The 19950-nt window shown below is 62.0% G+C and carries 21 protein-coding genes and 1 pseudogene; 1 reads left to right on the top strand and 21 read right to left on the bottom strand.

The features are described from left to right. The 20 genes and pseudogenes from HMPREF2785_RS12015 to rho all read right to left on the bottom strand — a co-directional run. Nucleotides 1-410: pseudogene (locus HMPREF2785_RS12015) on the bottom strand (HNH endonuclease); the annotation flags it as partial. A 77-nt stretch (nucleotides 411-487) separates the two neighbouring features. Beyond that, entirely contained in the window at nucleotides 488-1312 is an 825-nt protein-coding gene (locus HMPREF2785_RS10130; protein WP_070615301.1) for a tetratricopeptide repeat protein, read from the bottom strand. Between the two features lies 1 nt (nucleotide 1313). Further along, a complete protein-coding gene (locus HMPREF2785_RS10125) occupies nucleotides 1314-1616 on the bottom strand; it encodes an MTH1187 family thiamine-binding protein (RefSeq protein WP_070452229.1) in 303 nt (100 codons plus the stop codon). A gap of 21 nt (nucleotides 1617-1637) precedes the next feature. After that, nucleotides 1638-1925 carry a hypothetical protein gene (locus HMPREF2785_RS11665; protein ID WP_070421850.1) on the bottom strand — a complete coding sequence of 96 codons (288 nt, stop codon included), beginning with the start codon at nucleotides 1923-1925 and terminating at the stop codon, nucleotides 1638-1640. Continuing rightward, nucleotides 1926-2618, bottom strand: coding sequence for an endonuclease NucS (gene nucS / locus HMPREF2785_RS10120; RefSeq protein ID WP_070421849.1), 693 nt, complete (start codon nucleotides 2616-2618; stop codon nucleotides 1926-1928). Between the two features lie 31 nt (nucleotides 2619-2649). After that, nucleotides 2650-3111 (bottom strand): DUF2550 domain-containing protein, encoded by a 462-nt coding sequence (locus HMPREF2785_RS10115; RefSeq protein ID WP_070615298.1) that lies wholly within the window; start codon nucleotides 3109-3111, stop codon nucleotides 2650-2652. A gap of 164 nt (nucleotides 3112-3275) precedes the next feature. Further along, nucleotides 3276-3644, bottom strand: coding sequence for a F0F1 ATP synthase subunit epsilon (locus HMPREF2785_RS10110; protein WP_070421848.1), 369 nt, complete (start codon nucleotides 3642-3644; stop codon nucleotides 3276-3278). Between the two features lie 8 nt (nucleotides 3645-3652). After that, nucleotides 3653-5170, bottom strand: coding sequence for a F0F1 ATP synthase subunit beta (gene atpD / locus HMPREF2785_RS10105; protein ID WP_245167978.1), 1518 nt, complete (start codon nucleotides 5168-5170; stop codon nucleotides 3653-3655). 3 nt (nucleotides 5171-5173) lie between these two features. Next, on the bottom strand, nucleotides 5174-6142 hold the full coding sequence (locus tag HMPREF2785_RS10100; protein WP_070482808.1) for a F0F1 ATP synthase subunit gamma: 969 nt from the start codon (nucleotides 6140-6142) through the stop codon (nucleotides 5174-5176). Nucleotides 6143-6189: 47 nt separating this feature from the next. Further along, on the bottom strand, nucleotides 6190-7854 hold the full coding sequence (atpA, locus tag HMPREF2785_RS10095) for a F0F1 ATP synthase subunit alpha (RefSeq protein ID WP_070482805.1): 1665 nt from the start codon (nucleotides 7852-7854) through the stop codon (nucleotides 6190-6192). Nucleotides 7855-7862: 8 nt separating this feature from the next. Next, entirely contained in the window at nucleotides 7863-8696 is an 834-nt protein-coding gene (locus HMPREF2785_RS10090) for a F0F1 ATP synthase subunit delta (RefSeq protein ID WP_070421845.1), read from the bottom strand. A 5-nt stretch (nucleotides 8697-8701) separates the two neighbouring features. Further along, the gene (locus HMPREF2785_RS10085; protein WP_070615295.1) at nucleotides 8702-9274 is read right to left on the bottom strand and encodes a F0F1 ATP synthase subunit B; all 573 of its coding nucleotides are present in this window, start codon (nucleotides 9272-9274) and stop codon (nucleotides 8702-8704) included. A 46-nt stretch (nucleotides 9275-9320) separates the two neighbouring features. Further along, on the bottom strand, nucleotides 9321-9566 hold the full coding sequence (locus HMPREF2785_RS10080) for an ATP synthase F0 subunit C (protein ID WP_042406503.1): 246 nt from the start codon (nucleotides 9564-9566) through the stop codon (nucleotides 9321-9323). Between the two features lie 101 nt (nucleotides 9567-9667). Beyond that, complete coding sequence (atpB, locus tag HMPREF2785_RS10075) at nucleotides 9668-10462, bottom strand: F0F1 ATP synthase subunit A (protein ID WP_070421843.1); 795 nt, start codon at nucleotides 10460-10462, stop codon at nucleotides 9668-9670. A 356-nt stretch (nucleotides 10463-10818) separates the two neighbouring features. Next, complete coding sequence (locus HMPREF2785_RS10070) at nucleotides 10819-11250, bottom strand: Cg1360 family ATP-synthase-associated protein (protein WP_070452216.1); 432 nt, start codon at nucleotides 11248-11250, stop codon at nucleotides 10819-10821. Between the two features lie 6 nt (nucleotides 11251-11256). Continuing rightward, the gene (locus tag HMPREF2785_RS10065; protein ID WP_070615292.1) at nucleotides 11257-12450 is read right to left on the bottom strand and encodes an MraY family glycosyltransferase; all 1194 of its coding nucleotides are present in this window, start codon (nucleotides 12448-12450) and stop codon (nucleotides 11257-11259) included. 18 nt (nucleotides 12451-12468) lie between these two features. Beyond that, complete coding sequence (locus HMPREF2785_RS10060) at nucleotides 12469-13125, bottom strand: L-threonylcarbamoyladenylate synthase (RefSeq protein ID WP_070421840.1); 657 nt, start codon at nucleotides 13123-13125, stop codon at nucleotides 12469-12471. A gap of 23 nt (nucleotides 13126-13148) precedes the next feature. Beyond that, nucleotides 13149-14012 (bottom strand): peptide chain release factor N(5)-glutamine methyltransferase, encoded by an 864-nt coding sequence (gene prmC / locus HMPREF2785_RS10055; protein WP_070615289.1) that lies wholly within the window; start codon nucleotides 14010-14012, stop codon nucleotides 13149-13151. Next, nucleotides 13999-15078, bottom strand: a complete 1080-nt coding sequence (prfA, locus tag HMPREF2785_RS10050; protein WP_070569885.1) for a peptide chain release factor 1 — start codon at nucleotides 15076-15078, stop codon at nucleotides 13999-14001. The genes prmC and prfA overlap by 14 nt, the downstream gene beginning before the upstream one ends. After that, entirely contained in the window at nucleotides 15078-16940 is a 1863-nt protein-coding gene (gene rho / locus HMPREF2785_RS10045) for a transcription termination factor Rho (RefSeq protein ID WP_256374923.1), read from the bottom strand. Before rho ends, prfA begins: the two co-directional genes overlap by 1 nt. Before the next feature lie 284 nt (nucleotides 16941-17224). Here rho and HMPREF2785_RS10040 point away from each other — a divergent pair, with 284 nt between their 5' ends. After that, nucleotides 17225-18955: a long-chain fatty-acid--CoA ligase gene (locus HMPREF2785_RS10040; RefSeq protein WP_070615286.1), complete on the top strand. Its 1731-nt coding sequence runs from the start codon at nucleotides 17225-17227 to the stop codon at nucleotides 18953-18955. A gap of 62 nt (nucleotides 18956-19017) precedes the next feature. Here HMPREF2785_RS10040 and thrB read toward each other — a convergent pair whose 3' ends face one another. Continuing rightward, nucleotides 19018-19947, bottom strand: a complete 930-nt coding sequence (gene thrB, locus HMPREF2785_RS10035; protein WP_070452200.1) for a homoserine kinase — start codon at nucleotides 19945-19947, stop codon at nucleotides 19018-19020. Between the last annotated feature and the right edge of the window lie 3 nt (nucleotides 19948-19950).

The raw sequence follows: 19950 nt of genomic DNA, 5'->3' as shown, positions 1-19950 counted from the left end.
TGCAGGGTGCGTTTGCCGTTTCGCGACGGGCCGAACTTCGCCGCATCCACCGCCGGTGTCTTATCCGCCGGCACCAACGTGCGGGCTGCAGCCTCAATCGCCCGGTAGCCACCTTCGACCTCAAGTAAGGCAAGGCGCAGCGCCCACCGCTGGGACGCATCTTTCACCGAGGCGATGCGCCGCTCGATCAGTGCGAGCTCGTCCAGCGAGAACGCCCGAGCACGCGTAGCGGCCACCGCCTGTTTGCGCGAGAACTTGGTGCGCCCGAAGTACACGTCGCGCAGCCGCGACCAGGCACGCGCACGATCGGGTGCAAAGCCCGAGGCGAGTGCAACATCAAGGTCGAAGTCGGCCAGCGTCTCTAACGCTGCGGCCGACATCGCCTGCACTAACACCTCGAACGAATTCATGCCCAAGACGCTAGACCAAACCCGCAACCCACCTCTGCGAGCCTGTGAAATTTGCGAATTCGCCCCTGTGGATAACTCTAAAACAGCGAGCTAGCGAGCCTCGTCCGCGCCGAAATCACGCGCGGGTCGTCAGGAGCAAGCAACGTCAACAGTTCGAGCAGACGCTCCTTCGCACGCGGCTCCGTCTTCACCATGCCGAGCAACTGATCGAAGGCGCCTTCTGGGTCCCCGCCGACAAACTGCGCATCCGCGGCGAGCAGCTGCTGCTCCACCTCATCCACCGCGTCGCCGTCGCCGTCCTGGTCGTTGAGCCGCTTGAGCACGGCGACGGTGTTCTTGGCTTGTTTGACATCGGAGTTGGTGGGGTCGTCGGCAAGGATGGCGTCGTAAAGCGCAGTTGCGCGATCGAAGTCGCCGGCGTTGAGGGCAGCGGTGGCGTCGTCGAGACGCGGATCCTGCGCAGGCTCCTCGCCACCAAGCCCCTGGAGTTGGCCGCCAAGCTGGGCAACGATCTGGCCGATCCACTGCTCCAACTGGTCGGCCGGCTGATTGCCCTCAAAGTTGGCCACTGGGCGTCCTGCGGCAAGCGCGACCACGGTGGGCAACACGCGCACGCCGAGCATCTGTGCCACCTGCGGGGTGGCATCCGCGTCGATGTAGGCGACCATAAACTGCTGCTGCCCCGCCGCGAGCCGCTCGAACGTGGCCTTGAGCGCGACAGAATCTTCAGAACGGTCCGTGCCCACCATGAGGATCACAGGGATCTGCTTGGACCGCTCAAACGCAACCGCCTCAACGTTGGTGGCGTTGACGGTGACAAACGGCTGAAAGTCGCCAGGCTCAGGCTGCTGCGCCAGCGCGCCTAAGTCAATAGCGCCGCCGGTGAACTGCGGGTTGGTCATGCTAATCCTCCAGGTGCTTGTTCAGCGACTCGATCTTCTGGTGCAACATGTCCGTGTAGCCGGGCCGAATATCAGCCTTGACCACGAGCGACACGCGTGGAGAAACCTCCTCCACCGCCTGGGTGGCACGCTTAATCACGTCCATGACCTCGTCCCACTCGCCCTCGATGGTGGTGAACATGGCGGTGGTCTCGTGCGGCAGCCCGGACTCCCGGACGACCTTCACGGCGCGTGCCACAATGTCGGACATTTCGGCGTTGGAATTTTCCGTCAAGGTCGGTGCGACCGAAAACGCTGCAATCATGCGGCCCAGTCTAACGCCCGCTTATCGACGACCCCAGCAATGCTTATGCCAATGCCTCCGATCATCGACTCCCCTGCCGGAATCCCGCGGCCATGCCACCACATGCGACACACCGGGAGGAATGTTCTGGTTGCACCCTGGGCAAATGTAGAACTTCGTTGCGGCTGCCGAGCCGATCTGGCGGACCTTGAATATCTCGCCGTTAGTCCATTTCGGCCCCTCCATCTCCTGGGTGCCGATAAAGGTCGACCCGTCACGTGGCAGGACGTAGCGCGGCGACTGGTACTGGCGGCGATTCTTGCGTGGCATTTAGAACAATCGCAGTTCGTTCGACTCGATGCCGCGCAGTTCGTCGTAGTCGAGGGTCACGCAATCGAATCCGCGGTCGCTGGCAAGCGTGCGCGCCTGCGGCTTGATCTCCTGGGCGGCGAACACACCACGCACAGGCCGCAGCAACTCGTCGCGGTTGAGCAACTCGACGTAACGTGTGAGCTGCTCGACGCCGTCGATGCCACCGCGACGTTTCACCTCCACCGCAACCGTTCCGCCACGCGGGTCACGGGCCAAAATATCGACCGGGCCGATCGCAGTTGGATACTCGCGGCGGACAAGTTCGTAGCCCTCGCCGAGCGTCGAAATGTGCTCAGCCAACAACTCCTGCAGGTGTGCCTCGACGCCATCCTTGACCAGGCCGGGATCGACGCCGAGGTCACGTGATTCGTCGAGAAGCACCTCTGCGATGGTGATACGCAGTTGCTCGCCCTTCGAATTCTCGACGATCCACAGCTCTTCGCCCGTATCCTCGCCATCCATATCAACAACGTTTTCCACCCGCAGCGTGCACGGCGGCATCATCCAATTCAACGGCTTATACGCGCGGTCATCGGCGTGGACGGACACAGAGCCGTCCGCTTTCACCAGGATGAGACGCAGCGCTTCAGGCAGGTGGGCATCGAGGCGACCCACATAATCAACAGAACAACGGGCGATGACTAGACGCATGCGCCCAAGGGTACCGTTGCGACGAACGCCGCTAACGCTCGGTCTCTCGCTGGGCGCGCTCCTCAAGTGAGCGCATATCGGTGCGCTCGGCGCGTACGTCCGGGGCCGATTCAATCCACGAGATAAAACCCATCTGCGTGCGACGATCAGCAGCAAATTCGATACCGCCATCGGGCGAATCGACCTGCAGAATCTTCGCAATATCGGGCATAAACTGGCGCTCATCTGCCGTCACGTCCCGCAAGCCTGTGAATTGCAGCAGGCGTCGGTCCGCGACCATATCGTGCGTAAACGACAAAGAGCGCAGCTTGTAAAACAGCATGCGCTCCCCGTCGTACCTCAACACACCATGGCGCCAGCCATGGATGCCTTCAGCCGGCATCTGGCGGATCATCGCACGGGAACCGCTACCGCGGACCATGCTGAACCGCCAAATGGCAGACGCCGCAAACGTGGCCACCACAAGCACAGCCACGACAACGACGAACACCATTGTTTCAACCTCCAGACAGCGGGTAATGCGCAATATCTTAACGCCCTTTGTGTCTTTTATGCGCACGCTGCGCGAGTGGGGGCATAGAAAAACGCCCCCATCCGGATATGTATCCGGATGGGGGCGCTGGTCAGGCCGGCGTTACGCCTTCCTCGGCGCAGCGACTAGTGCGCGTTGCGACGAACGGCCGCCAGCTCCGCCTCCGAGCGAGCCTGTACGACCCTGTCCTCGTTGTCGAGGTTGGACTCTGCGACGGCGGAGTCAACCTCGTCGGCGAAGATGGCGTAGTCCGCGAGGACTGTCACCTTGTCGCCGACAACGGAGAGGAACCCACCCTGTACGGCCGCGACGATACGCTCGCCGTCGATCGGGCGGATGGTTACCACACCGTTGTCCTTGAGCTGCCCCAAGAGCGGCTCGTGCCCAGGAAGGATACCGATCTCACCCTCCGTAGTCTGAGCGGTGACGATGCTTGCCGGACCTTTCCAGAGCAGGCGGTCAACCGAGACCAGTTGAGCGGTAAGTTCAGCCATGTTTCCTCCTACGCCTGCAGCTTCTTGTATGCAGCCTCGACGTCGTCCAAGCCACCCAGGCCGTTGAATGCCTGCTCTGGGTAGTGGTCGAACTCGCCCTCGCAGAGCTTGTCGAATGCGTCGATCGTCTCTTCGAGCGGGACGTAGGAACCCTCGTCGCCAGTGAACTTCTTTGCGACGAAGAAGTTCTGGCCCAGGAAGCGCTGGATCTTACGTGCGCGCTGCACGGTGATCTTGTCTTCCTCAGAGAGCTCGTCCATACCGAGGATGGCGATGATGTCCTGCAGTTCCTTGTTCTTCTGCAGAATGCCGATCACCTTCTGAGCGACGTTGTAGTGACGCTCGCCAACGATGCCCGGCTCAAGGATGCGCGACGTGGAGGTCAGCGGATCCACTGCCGGGTAGATGCCCTTCGACGCGATCGAACGGGAAAGTTCGGTGGTCGCATCGAGGTGGGCGAAGGTGGTTGCCGGAGCCGGGTCGGTGTAGTCGTCAGCCGGCACGTAAACGGCCTGCAGCGACGTAATCGAACGGCCCTTGGTCGAGGTAATGCGCTCCTGGAGCACACCCATCTCGTCGGCAAGAGTCGGCTGGTAACCCACGGCGGAAGGCATACGGCCCAGAAGGGTCGATACCTCGGAACCTGCCTGGGTGAAGCGGAAGATGTTGTCGATGAACAACAGCACGTCCTGGTTCTGGACATCGCGGAAGTACTCCGCCATGGTCAGACCGGACAGGGCCACGCGCATACGGACCCCTGGCGGCTCATCCATCTGGCCGAAGACAAGCGCGGTATCCGGAAGCACGCCCATGTCCTCCATCTCGAGGAACAGGTCGGTGCCCTCACGGGTGCGCTCGCCGACGCCGGCGAAGACCGAGGTACCGGAGAACTCGCGTGCAATACGCGTAATCATCTCCTGGATCAGAACGGTCTTACCAACACCTGCACCACCGAACAGGCCGATCTTGCCACCCTTAACGTACGGGGTGAGCAGGTCGATGACCTTAATACCGGTTTCGAGGATCTCGGTCTTACCTTCGAGGTCCTTGAAGGCCGGCGGTTCGCGGTGGATGCCCCAGCGCTCACCGGTCTGACCGACCGAGGGGTCGTCCAGGCACTGGCCGAGTGCGTTGAACACGTGGCCCTTGACCTGGTCGCCGACCGGGACAGAAATCGGGTTGCCGGAGTCCGCTACCTTGGCGCCACGGACGAGGCCGTCCGTCGGGGCCATGGCGATCGTGCGGACGAGGTTGTCACCCAGGAACTGGGCGACCTCGAGCACGATGGTGCGGGACATCTCGCCGAGGTCAATGTCGACCTCGAGAGCGTTGTACAGAGCGGGCAGCTCGCCACGCGGGAACTCCACGTCGACGACTGCACCAATGACGCGCACGACACGGCCGTTCTCAGAACCGCGCGGGTTCTGAGTGTTCTCGACCCGATCTGCGGTCTGGGTGTCGGCCTCAGGAAGCGCCGCACCCGCCAGATCGTCGTTGCGCTCATCAAAAGAGTGAGCAGTAGTCATGATTTAGTCACTTTCTCCACTACCGGACAGCGCACCAGCGCCGCCGATAATCTCGGTGATTTCCTGGGTGATCTTCGCCTGACGGACCTGGTTTGCCTCGCGAGACAAATCGTTGGCCAGTTCGGTGGCGTTATCGGTCGCATTCTTCATTGCCGTGCGGCGCGATGCCGACTCGGCGGCCGCTGCTTCCAGGAAGATCGAGTAGAGCAACCTGGAAACGTAGACCGGCAGCAGCTCATCCATGAGCGTGTCCGGGTCCGGCTCGAAGTTCATGTCCGGGCTGACTTCACCAGAGTTGGTCAGCATGTCTTCCTGTTCGTACTTAAACTCTTCCAGCACCGGCTCGATCGGCAGAAGCTGATCGACGCGTGCCTCCTGGGAAAGCATGGATACGAACTCGGTGTAGACAACGTGGACAACATCGAACCCGCGGACAGACTCGCCCGTTGCGCCGTTCTGGCGAAGCGGGACGGTGGCTTCGGAGCCAGCCATGTAGCCGTCGATGATCTGGTGGCGCACGTCGTGCGTGTCCTCCCAAGACGGCTGCTGCGAGAATCCGGTCCATGATCCCGCGACATCCATGTCACGGAACTTGAAGTGCGTCACGCCCTTATTACCGGTGACGTAACGAACCACCTCGTAACCTGCCTCGGTCAGCATGCGCTCAAGCTGCGCAGCCTTCTTCAGCACGTTGTGGTTGTAGCCGCCGGCCATACCGCGGTCAGAGGTGACCACGAGGATTGCCGCGACCCGGCCGTTCTCACGCTCGTGGAGCATGGGGTGGGCCAGGGAGCTCGCGGACGCGAGGCGTTCCATGACGTCTTTGAGCTCGTCGGCGTACGGCTTAGCCGCCTCGACGCGCTGCTGGGCCTTGGTGATCTGCGCGGTGGCGATCAGCTCCTGGGCCTTTGTAATTTTCTTCGTTGAGTTGACGGACCTGATGCGGTCACGCAATTCGCGAAGCGTTGCCATGGTGTTTCCTCCCTTCCTTTATGTAGTAGTCCTAGAACCGACTGGCACTAGGAGCGGCTGACGTTGAGCTGGTTCTTCGCAACCTGGCGGGAGTCAAGCGGCTCCTGCTCAGCCTCGCGGACAATGCGCTCGCCGGAGGTTGCCTGGAAGTTACGTGCCAGGTCCTCGTTGACGCGGCGGATTGCGGCCTGCGAGTCGTCGTCAAGCTGCTTGCCGCCAGCGATCTGGTCGTAGACCTGCGGTGCGTTGGCCTTGATAGCCTCGTGCAGCTCGGTCTCGTAGCGGCGGACGTCCTCAACGGGAACGACGTCGAAGACGCCTTCGTTGGCAGCCCAGATCGAGATGATCTGGAATTCCACCGGCTGCGGCGCGTGCTCGGACTGCTTGAGCAGCTCGACCAGGCGCTGGCCGCGCTCGAGCTGCTTCTTGGAAGCGGCGTCGAGGTCGGAAGCGAACGCAGCGAAGGCCTCGAGGTCACGGTATGCCGCGAGGTCCAGACGCAGGTTACCGGCAACCTTCTTCATGCCCTTGGTCTGTGCGGCGCCACCGACACGGGACACGGAGATACCCACGTCGATAGCCGGGCGCACGCCCTGGTTGAAGAGGTCGGACTGGAGGAAGACCTGGCCGTCGGTAATCGAGATGACGTTGGTCGGAATGAAGGCACCGACGTCGTTCGCCTTGGTCTCGATGATCGGCAGTGCGGTCAGGGAGCCTGCGCCGAGCTCGTCGTTAAGCTTTGCGGCACGCTCCAGCAGGCGGGAGTGCAGGTAGAACACGTCGCCCGGGTATGCCTCGCGGCCCGGCGGGCGGCGAAGCAGCAGCGAAATGGCACGGTATGCCTCTGCCTGCTTGGTCAGGTCATCGTAGATCACCAGGACGTGCTTGCCCTGGTACATCCAGTGCTGGCCCAGTGCTGCACCGGAGAACGGTGCGAGCCACTTAAAGCCTGCGGAGTCGGATGCCGGAGCAGCCACGATCGTGGTGTACTCCAGGGCACCGGCCTCCTCCAGCGTCTGGCGAACGCCAGCGATGGTGGAGCCCTTCTGGCCGACGGCGACGTAGATGCAGCGCACCTGCTTCGACGGATCGCCGGTCTCCCAGAACTCCTTCTGGTTCAAAATGGTGTCGATGCAGACCGCGGTCTTACCGGTCTTGCGGTCACCAATGACGAGCTGGCGCTGGCCGCGGCCGATCGGGGTCATGGCGTCAATCGCCTTCATGCCCGTCTGCAGCGGCTCTTCGACCGGCTGGCGGTCGAGAACGCCTGCGGCCTGGAGTTCCAGTGCACGCTCTTCGTCAGATTCGATTGGGCCAAGGCCGTCAATCGGCTGACCCAGGGGGTTAATCACGCGGCCGAGGAAGTTCTCGCCGACCGGGATGGAGAGGACCTCGCCGGTCCGCTTGACTTCGTCGCCCTCGGAAAGGGTCTCGAAGTTACCCAGCACCACGACACCGATGGAATCGGTCTCAAGGTTCTGGGCGACGCCGATGACGCCGTTGGGGAACTCGAGCAGCTCGTTCGTCATGCAGCCCGGCAGCCCAGAAACCTGGGCAATACCGTCTGCGGCCGAAGTCACCACGCCGACCTCCTCACGGGAGGCCTCCGCAGAGTAGCTCGAGGTGTAGTTCGCTATCGCGCTACGGATCTCATCGGAGGAGATCGTCAGCTCCGCCATGTTCTTCCTGCTCTCGGTAGTTTTATCCAGCATATTGTTAATTATTTAGCCGCCTGGGCTGCCATATCGGTACGGAGACGCTCGATCTTGCCGCGCGTCGAACCGTCGATGACTTCATCGCCCACGCGAACCACCATTCCGCCGAGGAGGCTGGGGTCAACCTCAGAGTGGATGGCGATCTCGCGGCCGTAAATCTGCTCCAGCTTGCGGGCCAGTGCGTCACGCTGAGTGTCGTTCAACGCCTCAGCGGTCTTCACACGTGCAACCGACTTGCCGCGCATCTCTGCAACGTTCTCCGCCAGTGCGGCGAGATCGTCGACAGGATTGTGGTGCGGCCGGCCGATGACCTGCAGGGCCAGGGCCTCGGTGAACATTGTCACCTTGCCGTAAATCACGCTAGCTAGCAGTCCGCGCTTCTGCGCAGCGGTTGCGGTGCGGTCGGACAGGAGCTGGGTGAGCTCCTTTTCGTCCTCAAGGAGGATCGACAGTTGGTAGAGCTCGTTTTCGACCTGCTCCAACTGGCCCTGTTCCTGTGCACCCTTCTGCAGTGCGAAACGGCCCAGGTTGATCAGACCTGCGCGGAATTCGCGCGGGGTCGACCACTCCTGCTCCGCTGCTGCGGTGAGGATGTTCAGGGTGGGCTCCGCCACCTTGCCGCCGAAAACGTCCTTGACAATGCCGGCGCGCTGGCCTGCTTCAAGCGACGTGTCGGCGATTGCCACGCGCAGGGCACGTTCGGTGTCGAGCTGGTCCACGATGAGGAACAGTTCGGTACCGATCTGTGCTGCGGTGGCGACTGCGTTGTCGGCGCTGCCGATCAGCGATTCGAGCTGACCGGTGACGTGCGACTGTGCTTCGCGACTAGCTGCCTTCATCTCGCCTACTTTCTCGTCGAGACGTGATCGAGCTCGGAGAGGAACTCATCGATCGTGTTCGAGCGACGGGTCGTGTCCGACAGCTCGGTGCCCAGCAGACGCTCTGCCAGCGAGATGGAGTTCTGGCCCATCTCGTTGCGCAGTTCTGCGACAACCTGGTCGCGAGCTGCTTGCAGTTGCTTCTCGCCTGCCTCGATGATGCGGCGGGCTTCTTCCTCGGCACGGGCACGGGCTTCAGCCTCGATTTCCTTGCCGCGGGCACGCGCTGCCTCACGGATTTCAGCGGCCTCGTGGCGCGCCTCCGCAAGCTCAGCGTTGTTCTTCTCCAGGGCAGCCTTGGCTTCCTTTTGGGCGACTTCAGCACGCTCAATGCCGCCCTTGATTCGGTCTTCGCGCTCTGCCAGCACTTCCTGGAACTTCGGAATAACGAACTTCCAGAAAAGCAGGCCGATAATGATGAAAACGACAAGAGACCAAACCACGTCGTACGCGGCCGGGAAGAGAATGGATGGTTCATTCTCGAGCGGCAGCGTCTCGGAGCCTTCTGCGGCTACGAGGAATGCAGTGACGTTAGTCATTGGTTGCTCCTGATCTAAAAATGGACGGGGTTACTCGTTCTTGTTTTTAGAACAGGAAGCCGGCAACGAGGCCGATCAGGGCAAGTGCCTCAACGAAGGCGATACCCAGGAACATGGTGGTACGGAGCTGGCCAGCCATCTCCGGCTGACGTGCCATGCCCTCGACGGTCTTGCCGACGAGGATGCCGATGCCGAGGCCCGGGCCGATGGTTGCAAGGCCGTAGCCGATGGTGCCGAGACCCTCGTAGCGGTTCACGGTCTCCGCTGCCTGAGCAAGAATGATGTCGTTCATGTGAAAGTCGTTCCCTTTCTAGGTGCCTCCCCGCTAGGCCGCGGGAAAGCGTGTGACAGATGTTGGGGGTTATTCAGTTGGCCGTGTGTGGTCGCGCTTTGTTAGTGCGCATCCGCGTGCAGCGACAGCTCGATGTACACCGCAGTCAGCAGCGCGAAGATGTACGCCTGCAGGAAGATGATGATCAACTCGTATGCGGTGAACAGCAGTGCTGCGATCAGGGTCAGGCCACTCACTGTCGTCCATGCGTTCAGCTGCCAGAAGAAGAAGTTCGTGGCGGAGTAGAGCAGGACAAGAATGATGTGGCCAGCCAGGAAGTTCGCCATAAGACGAAGCGCCAGGGTGACCGGACGCAGAATGAACGTCGAGAAGAACTCGATCGGCACCACGAGAATGTGGAGCGCCGGCGGAAGGCCGGGGATGACGGTCGAGTGCTTGAAGTACGCAGCGCCATAACGCTTGACGCCGGCGTAAATCATTGCAATGTAGGCCGCAACTGCCAGCACGACCGGCATGCCGATACGCGCGTTAGGCGAGATGTTGAGGCCTGGGATGATCGTCGCCGCGTTCATGAACAGAATGGAGAAGAAGATGGTGCACAGCAGCGGCAGGAACCGCTTGCCGTCCTTCTTGCCCAAGGTGTCTTCCGCGATGTGAATGCGGACGAAGTCGACGCCGATCTCGGCGAAATTCTGCAGGCCCTTCGGAACCAGCTTCGGGTTCCTAAAGGCGATAACAAAGAGGAGCACCAGGATCGCCGCAATCAAGAGGCGGACGAGCATGATGCGGTCCAGTGCGAACCACCCATTGGCAAATTCCTCACCAATGATATGGCCGTACGTTTGCCCCGGGAAAAATTCTGGACCAAGCGCAGGTGCGTGAAACTCACCCTTCATGGCCAAAGTTGTAACGCTCAGCGTTCTCTCCCGTTCTCGGGCCGCTCCCCGGTTCCCCGGAGGGCGGTGCGATGGACGTCTTCATCAGGCTGCCTCCGCGGCGGACTCCGTCGCACATCTGCTTCCGCGGGGCAGGGGATGTCGTTCCCCGGCCGGTTTCGCCTGCACATCAGGGGTAACGCCAGCCTGGAACAAACCCAGCGGATATCCTAACAGGACATCAGGAGAATGTGCGTTTTACCTGTGCCATTGTCCCCCCACCAAGGTGACTTTTAAGGGTTTTTACCCCTAATCACCCAGCTTGCACGGCTTTCTAGCGGATTGTTAGGTCTGTCACAGGGTCCCCACACTCTGTGTTAGTTGAGGTACGTGGTGCGTGTGGTGAGCACACCCCAGGCTTCGGCGGCGAGTGCAACGACGAGTGCTGCGATCGTCGTCACGCCAAATGCTCGATGGTCGTAGAAGTCGAATCCACGGATCCACAGCAGGAAGATTGCGAGCAGCCCCATCTTGAGCAGCCACCCGCCGAGGACAACTGCCATGGTGGTGTTTGGGGATGAGTTTGAGGTTGCGAGGACAGACACCGTGGTTGCGAGTACGAACGCACCGCCGACGGCGACTCCCATCAGCGTGGCCCAGATGCCGGGCAATTCGCGGGTCGCGCCCCATGCCATGAGCGAGACGACGGTAAGCACGACGAGTGCCCATCCCGCGACCTTCAGTGCGCGGATGAGCGGCTGACGATGATCACTGACCTGGGACGTGTCATTGACTTCGAGCGGTTCCATGCTGGGTCATCCTACAGACTGAGCAGGGTTGCTTTTCGACGACGCCACCGCACCGTCCCCACCACGCCGCGGGCCAATCTTGCCTTCCGCAAGTGGAACCAGAGTGAGCACGAACGCGAAAACAAGCGCGACAACGGTGAAGATCACTGCGATGCGCACCGGCACGACGGAAAAACTGACCGCGCCGAAGGCGACGGCGGAGACCCACAGGTACAGCACCAGAACAGTACGGCGGTGCGTATGCCCAAGGCGGAGCAAACGGTGATGGATATGGCCTGCGTCTGCCTGGAACGGGCTTTGGCCGCGGGCCGTTCGTCGCACAACGGCCCAAATCAGGTCGAGGACCGGCAGGGCAATCGCGGCGAGCACGACGATGATCGGGCTAATGAGTGCTACCAGGTCTGCGGCCCCGTAGAGCGACATGTTGATCTTGCCCGATGCGGAGATCGACGCTGCGGCAAGCAGCAGCCCAATGAGCATGGCACCGGAGTCCCCCATGAAGATGCGCGCCGGTTCGAAGTTGTGGGGCAAAAAGCCCGCGCAGATACCGACGAGCAACGTGCAGATAATCGCCGGCGGGTACGCGGAGACCGCCCCGCCCTGGTCATGGAGAACTGACAGCGAATAGACGAGGATCGCCATCCCGGCGATCATGCCCAACCCTGCGGCGAGGCCGTCGATGCCGTCAACGAAATTCACTGCGTTGATCAACAGCACAGTAAACAGCGCACTCAAGACCATGCCCTGGACTTCGTCCAAAATCAGGGTGGTGCCCTCCCCGATTGGTACGTAAAACACCGTAAAGGCAATCCCCAAGATGGACATGATGATCGCAGCAGCGAATTGCCCGATGAGTTTGGGTAACGCGCCGAGCTCGTAGAGGTCGTCAACAATTCCGACAGCAACGACGGCGGCACCGCCGACGAGCACTGCAGTCATCTCTGGGGTGACTGGAGCGAACCCGCGGGTCAGTGCGGGCAGTTGCTGCGCGAGAACAAACGCGCCAGCGAACCCTGTAAACATGGCCAGTCCACCGAGCGACGGCGTTGGCTGGGTGTGAACGTCGCGCTGGCGGATCTCCGCGACGCGTCCTGTGCGCACGAGAGCTGAACGCACCACACCTGTGGCCAGGTACGTGATCGCAGCCGCGACGAGTAGCACGAGTGCGAGCTCGCGAAGCGGCACACCAGCTCCGGACATCCCCTGAAAACTCCCCCGCTACTTTCGACGCAACGACTCTGGGTCAAGCCCTAAGACTTCACCAATGCGCTCGACCGGGATCGCGCCTTCGCGCAAAATCACCGGCTGAGGCTTCGAAATATCAATGATGGTCGAAGGAGTGCCAACCTCGGCCTCTCCCCCGTCGAGGTACACACCAATCGCATCGCCAAACTGCGCCTTGGCCTCTGCTGCGGTCTGTGCCGGCGGGTTGCCGGAGATGTTGGCAGACGACACCGCCATCGGTCCGGTTTCTTGCAACAGTTCAAGTGCGAGCGGCTGGTTCGGCATGCGTAGCAGCACGGTGCCACGTGTATCGCCAAGATTCCACGGCAGGCTCGGCGCTTCAGGCACGACGATGGAAAGCCCACCCGGCCAGAACGCCTCCACGAGTGTCTTCGCGGTGTCGGAAAACTCCCGCACGAGCCCCTGGATGGTCGACCAGCTGCCCACGAGCACCGGCACAGGCATGTCGGGGCCACGGCGCTTGGTAGCCAACAGCGTGGCTACGGCGTCGTTGTTGAAAGCGTCGCAGCCGATTCCGTAGACGGTGTCTGTCGGCAGGACGACGCAACGGCCGGCTCGCACAGCGTCCGCGGCCGCGCGCACCGCGTCGTCGCGAACCTGCGGATCAAGGCAGTTATAGATCGCGGACATAGTGCTCCTTCATGTTCTGAAAGTTACCGGGCTAGCTTACTCGCCGTGACAAACCGGGCTCGGCCGGTCAGGTCCTCGACCACACTCGGCGGGCCGAATGCGCCGTGGTCGCGCACCACATCTTGTACGGCCTCCGACGTGGAATCATCATGCTCGATGCCTAAGCGTCCTCCCGGACGCAGCAGCCGTGCGGCGACCGGAACGAGCCCTCGAATTGCATGCATCCCGTCCGCGCCGGAGAACACCGCCTCATGAGGGTCGGCGTAGACCTCCACGTCTAAGTCACCGGTTTCTGGCACGTACGGCGGGTTGGTGACGACGAGGTCAACGGCACCGTCGAGTTCCCGAAGCAACTCCGGATCGGTCATATCCCCTGGGACAATGCGTATCGACGACGCGTAGTCCCCCACATTTCGCTCCAAGTACGTCCGCGCCTGAGGCGAACGCTCGACCGCGATCACCTGTGCGCGCGGGCACGCCCGGGCGATCGTGATGGCCAGCGCACCCGAGCCGGAGCCTAAGTCCACGACGGTTGGGGATTCGGGCGAGGTGGTGTCGTCGCTAAGCAAACGCACCGCCCACTGAGCGAGCACTTCCGTTTCTGGCCGCGGGATAAATACCCCGGGCCCGACGGCGAGGTCGATGTCAACAAACGGTGCTGTGCCGATGATGTGCTGCAACGGCTCGCGAGCCGCGCGTCGGGCAATGAGTTTGGCGTAGGCCTCGTCGAAGTCCGTAGGCGCGTCGGCGAACATGAGCTGCATCGGCGGCACCCCGATCAAGTGCGCGGCGAGCAGGCGTGCGTCGACTTCAGGCGACGCAACGCCCGCGCCAGCAAGGGTCTGCGTGGCGCGGGCGATGGTGTCGCGGAGGCTACTCGGCTTCAAGGCGCTCCTGGCGCTCGTGCGTCTGCAGCGCCGTGATCAGATCGTCCATGTTGCCGTCGAGCACCGAGTCAAGGTTGTTGGCCTTGTAGTTAATGCGGTGATCCGAAATGCGGTTCTCCGGCCAGTTGTAGGTGCGGATGCGCTCCGAGCGGTCCATCGTGCGCACCTGCGATGCGCGGCCCTCGGCCTCTTCGGCTTCCTGCTTCTCGCGCTCAATCTGGTCGAGACGAGCCTGCAGCACCTGCATCGCGCGGGCACGGTTCTGGATCTGAGAACGCTCGTTCTGACAGGTCACGACGATGCCAGTCGGCAGGTGCGTGATACGCACGGCAGAGTCGGTGGTGTTCACGCCCTGGCCGCCCTTGCCCGAGGAGCGGTAGACATCGACGCGCAAATCCTTCTCGTCGATGTTGACGCTTTCAACCTCGTCTGGCTCCGGGAAGACGTATACGCCTGCGGCCGAGGTCTGGATGCGGCCCTGCGATTCCGTCACCGGAACGCGCTGCACACGGTGCACGCCACCTTCAAACTTCAGCATCGACCACGCACCGTCACGCGACGGGGTCTTCGCCTTCACCGCGACGGTCATGTCCTTCACACCACCCAGGTCAGACTCGGCAACGTCGAGGACCTCCCAGGTCAGGCCGTGCTTTTCGCAGTACTTCTGGTACATGCGAGCCAAATCGCCAGCGAACAGCGCGGCCTCTTCACCGCCTGCGCCTGCTTTGAGCTCCATGATGATGTCATCACCATCGTGCTCGTCGCGCGGCGCCAGCAGGTCAGCCAACTCCTCCTCGAGGCGCACAATCTCGTCCTCTAAGCGCTTGGCCTCCTCCGCGAACTCCTTGTCCTCGGAGGCCATTTCGGATGCCGCCTCGTGGTCATCGCGCGCCTGGTTCAGGGCGTTATTGACGTTGATGATCGGCTGCAGCTCCGCGTAGCGCTTGGAGAGCTTACGGAAGCGGTCCTGGTCACCAGCGACCTCCGGATCGCCCATTTGGGCCTGGATGCCTTCGTATTCGGCGACGTAGTCGTCGACAAGCGAAACATGCGATTTTTCTGCCATTAGGAGTAGTCCTCCTCAGTTTCGGCCTGCGCCATTGGTGCCGAGTTCGCCACACCAATGAGGAACTCGCCGTTCGTCTTGGTCTTCTTCAACTGCTTGATCAGCATGTCAATGGACTGCTGCGGATCAAGCGCAGACAGGATGCGGCGCAGCTTGTGCATGACGCGCGCCTCCTCCGGGCTCATCAGCAGCTCGTCCTTGCGGGTGCCGGACGGGTTGACGTCCACAGCCGGGAACACGCGACGCTCCGCGATCTTGCGGTCGAGCTTGAGCTCGGCGTTGCCGGTGCCCTTGAACTCCTCGAAGATGACGGTATCGCCAGCGGAACCGGTTTCCACCATGGCCGTTGCGATAATCGTCAGCGAGCCACCCTCCTCGATGTTTCGGGCAGCGCCGAGGAAACGCTTCGGCGGGTAGAGGGCGTTGGAGTCCACACCACCGGAGAGAATGCGACCCGATGCCGGCGAGGAGTTGTTGTATGCGCGACCCAAGCGAGTAATCGAGTCGAGCAGCACCACAACGTCTTGGCCCATCTCCACCAGACGCTTCGCACGCTCGATAGCAAGCTCGGCGACAGCAGTGTGCTCTGACGGCGGACGGTCGAACGTCGAGGCAATGACCTCGCCGTTGACGCTGCGCTGCATGTCGGTAACTTCCTCCGGGCGCTCATCGACAAGCACAACCATGAGGTAGCACTCCGGGTTATTCGTGGCGATCGCGTTGGCGATGTTCTGCAGAATCGTCGTCTTACCAGCCTTCGGCGGCGACACGATCAGTGCGCGCTGACCCTTACCGATCGGCATGACCAGGTCGATCACACGCGTGGTCAGGATCTTCGGCTCAGTTTCCAGACGCAGACGACGGTTCGGGTACAGCGGGGTGAGCTTGTGGAACTCCTTGCGTCCCTTCGCATCCTCCGGAGTCTGGCCGTTGATCGTGTCGACGCGAACAACCTGGTTGTAGCTACGACGGTTACGGCCATTGCCCTGCTGGTGCGACTGTCCGTTGGCGCGAACCTGACCGGTTACCGCGTCGCCGGAGCGCAGACCCGACTGGCGGACCAGGCGCTGCGGCACGTAGACGTCCGAATTGGACTGCCGGTAGCCAGTGGTACGGATGAACGCGGAGCCGTTGTCCTGCACATCCGCGATACCTGCAACCTCCTGCAGGTCCTCCGGGTCGAAGTGCTGCTCGTTGCCGCCACCTTGGTTGTTGTTGCCGCCGTGATTGTCACGGTTGCGATTACGGTTACGACGACCGCGACGCCCACGACGACCGCCACCCTGGTGGTCGTCATCGTTATCGTCGCGGTGGTTGTTGCGGCCGCCACGGTTGTTGCCGTTGTTGCCGTTGTTACGGCCACCGCGGTCGTTATTGTCACGGTTGTCGCGGTTATCGCGATTGTCGCGGTTCTCGTCGCGGTTGTCCGTGATCTCGGATTTCTCGGACTTCTCGTCCTTGCCGTCCTTGGCATCGCTCGCGTCGCCACCCTGCGCATTGTCCTCATGCTGGTGACGCGCACGGTTTCGACGAGCACGGCGCGCTGCGGAACGCGAAGCTCCCCGCGAATCGTCGTCATGAGAATTGTCGGCCGACTTGTCAGCGTTTTCTGCAGGCTTGTCGGTCTTGTCAGCCTTGTCGGCCTTGCGCTCTGCACGCTCAGAAGCAGCTGGCGCCTCCGCGTTATCGGCCTCCGCCTTCTGCGGTGCAGCCTTCTTGGGAACCTGGCCGGTAGTAATTGCCTGGATCAACTCCCCCTTACGCAGCCCCGAAACGCCCTTCAGGCCTTTCTCGGCGGCAATTTTGCGCAGCTCCGGAATCTTCATAGCGGCCAAGTCTGCCGCGGTACCGGTGTCGGTCACGTGTGTCCTTTCGTCGCTCAACCAGCAGGTTCTCGCGTAGTTAACACGCGACGGTGCATGCTGGAAGCGGTGCGTTTCATCGGGATTGGACTGAAGTAAAACTTTGTAGCCCTGCCGGATCTCACGGGGTGCGGGAGCAAAAATCGCCGCTGTGCCCGCCATCGCATCCCCAACTGGGACAACCCCTGCCGGGTGCGGTTCGCACGATCCTGCGCAAAGTGTAGCGCATTTGCGTCCGCGGTTTAATCCGGGGCGTGTCGCATTGCTTCGCTAACATTGCCAACATGCTTTCAACGATGCAGGAAGTGCCCTTTTCCGTCGCACGCATTCTCGAATACGGCAGGACTGCGCACGCGACAACGAAGTGCACCACATGGCGCACTGATGGCGCGGAAGAAACGACGTTCGCCGAAATCGGCGCCCGCGCTTCGGCCTTCGCCCACGCCCTGCATGATGACCTCGGCATTGATAGCGATCAACGCGTCGCCACCATGCTGTACAACTGCTCTGAGCACCTCGAGGTGATGTTCGCTGTCGCCGCCAAGGGCGCTGTGTTTACGCCGCTAAATATCCAGTTGATGACGGACCAGATTGCCTACGTTGCCAACCACTCTGAGGCTGAACTGATCGTTGCCGATCCGCGGCTTGCGGAGAAGTTAGGCAACGTTGTGGAGCTTTGCCCCAAGGTTCGCGCGGTGGCATTTACAGGTGCCGAACCGATTACAGACGCCGCGGCGTATCTGCCAGAGCATGTCACTGTATACAGCTACGAGGAGCTTCTCGACGGCCGCTCGACAAAGTACGACTGGCCCGAACTCCCGGAGAACACCGCCGCTGCCTTGGTCTATTCAACAGCAACGACCGGCGCACCGAAGGGCGTCGCCTACTCCCACCGCGCGTTGTGGCTAGAAGCGACCGGCCTTCGCGCAACGGACTCACTGGCGGTCACGCACGGTGAGACGTTTTTGTGCTGCATCCCGATCTATCACGTGCTCAGTTGGGGCGTACCCTTCGCCGCATTTCTCGCGGGCACTCCCCTCGTCCTTCCAGATTCAGACGTGTCTGCCCCGACGCTGGCAAAACTCATCGCCAGCACGCACCCGCGCGTGGCACACGGCGTGCCCACCTTGTGGATCCAGCTAATGGTCCACTACCTGCACAATCGCCCAGAGCGAATGAGTCTGCAGGAGATCTTCGTCGGTGGTTCCCCTGCCCCACCGGCGCTGATCAAGGTGTGGGAGGAACGCTACGGCGTGGATATCGTCCACTGCTGGGGCATGACGGAAACCACCACGGTCGGCACAGTGGCGCGTCCGCCATCGGGCGCTTCTGGTGAGGCGCGCTGGTCCTACCGCATTTCCCAGGGACGCTTTGCCCCGTCACTGGAATACCGCGTGGTCAACGATGGCCAAGTCATGGCGTTTAACGACTTGACCCAGGGTGAGATTCAGGTCCGTGGCAATATGGTCGCCGCAGGCTACTACCACTCACCCACGCAAGAACCGGGCGAGATCGCTTCCACCTTCCGGGGCGAAGAAGTCGACGACGTGCGCGCACACTTCACTGCCGACGGCTGGCTGCGTACCGGCGACGTAGGCACAGTCACCAACGCCGGGTTTATGACGCTCTACGACCGTGCCCGCGACGTCATTCGCTCCGGCGGCGAGTGGATCTACTCCGCACAGGTGGAAAACCTCATTATGGAGTCTGAGGAAGTCGTCGAATGCGCAGTCATCGGCATCCCGGACCCCAAGTGGGGTGAGCGACCGCTGGCGGTGACCAAGCTTCTCTCGGGCATTGAGCCCACAAAGGAGACTGCGGCACGACTCCGCGAGTCGCTCGCAGACACGTTGCCGAAGTGGATGGCGCCTGAGTATTGGACGTTTGTGGATTCAATCGACAAAACGTCCGTAGGCAAGTTTGACAAGAAGGACCTGCGCAAGCACCTGCAGCGCGAGGAGTTCGACATCATCGCCTTGCCCGGCCCAGGCAGCCGGCCGAAGGCGACATCATAATGCCGCACAAAAACGATGCCCCGGGGTACGCATGTGCACCCCGGGGCATCAAAGCATTTGCGCTAGTCGCGCAGCAGTTCTGCGGTCACCGGCCCTGCGACGTCGAGTTCGATGACGCGGAGGCCGGCGGCGCGGGCGTCGTCGAGAAGCGCAGGCTCAATGGGCTCGGTGATGAGCACGAGCGCGGTCGGACCTGCGCCAGACAGGTATGCCGCGTAGCCGCGGTTGCGCAGGCGGTTGACCCACTCCGCAGTCACCGGAAGGACGTCGGCGCGGTACGGCTGGTGCAGACGGTCGCGGGTGCCTTCAAACAGGAGGTGCGGGTGGTGCTGCAGCGCAGCCGTCATCACAGCGGTGCGCGAGACGTTGAACCGCGCATCGGTGTGGGTGACGTGGCTCGGCAGGACCTTGCGCACCGCATTGGTGGATGCGTGGAAGTCCGGGACGAGGGCTACGGCCTTGATGGACTCGTCGACAGGAATGCGCACGGCACGGTAGGACGGCTTCGAGCGCCCATCGACCGGAATGTCGGTCCAGGACACCACTGCCCCGCCGAGCACGGACGCACCCGCGTTATCCGGGTGGCCCTCAAACTCAGACGAGAGCTGCACGACGGTGTCCTCATCCAGCGGCGAGCCCGCGAGCGTATTCGCAGCGACGACACCTGCGGCTGCCGCGGCAGCAGACGAGCCCAGACCGCGCGACTGCGGGATCTGGTTGTGGCACACCACGCGCAGACCCGGCGCCCGCACATCCGCGGCAATCAGGCCAGAGTTGATCGCTTTGACGATCAGGTTCGAGCTATCGCGCGGCAGATCGTCGGCTCCCTCGCCGAAGATCTCCACTTCGAGGCCAGACTCGATGACTTCTACCTCGAGCGTGTCGTAGATGCTCAGCGCCAGGCCGAGGGTGTCGAAGCCGGGACCAAGGTTCGCGGACGAACCTGGCACCTTCACTCGTGCTTTCAGGCCTACTTCAAGATCGGTTGCCATGAC

It is taken from the genome of Corynebacterium sp. HMSC067D03, from assembly GCF_001811185.1.
Taxonomy (GTDB): Bacteria; Actinomycetota; Actinomycetes; order Mycobacteriales; family Mycobacteriaceae; genus Corynebacterium; species Corynebacterium coyleae.
This window is presented reverse-complemented; position numbering and strand designations above follow the sequence as displayed.